General features: G+C 61.0%; 1 protein-coding gene. It reads left to right on the forward strand.

Annotation, left to right across the window (positions count from 1 at the left end):
• A partial coding sequence (locus DY467_RS25650) for a ribonucleotide-diphosphate reductase subunit beta (protein ID WP_205502839.1) occupies positions 1-433 on the forward strand: 433 nt, incomplete at both ends.

Genomic DNA, 433 nt, shown 5'->3' on the forward strand with positions numbered 1-433 from the left:
CGTCGAAAGTCTCGGCCTCGACGAGGGCGAGCTGTTCAACATGTATCGGGAAGTGCCGTCGATCACCGACAAAGCGGCGTGGGCGCTCGAGTACACCCGGCATCTCGACGACCCGCACTTCAAGACCGGAACGCCCGCGACCGACCAGGCGTTTCTGCGCGATCTCGTCGCCTTCTACGTCGTGTTCGAGGGGATGTGGTTCTACACCGGTTTCGTGCAGATCCTGTCGCTCGGCCGGCGGCAGAAGATGACCGGGATCGCCGAGCAGTATCAGTACATTCTGCGGGACGAGTCGATCCACCTGAACTTCGGCATCGACGTCATCAACCAGATCAAGATGGAAAATCCGCAGGTGTGGACCGCATCGTTTCAGGACGAAATCCGCGCCATGATTCACGAGGCCGCCAGGTTGGAGGCGGCCTATGGCCGGGAC

It is taken from the genome of Rhodopseudomonas sp. BR0G17, from assembly GCF_010907025.1.
GTDB classification, from domain to species: Bacteria; Pseudomonadota; Alphaproteobacteria; order Rhizobiales; family Xanthobacteraceae; genus Rhodopseudomonas; species Rhodopseudomonas palustris_H.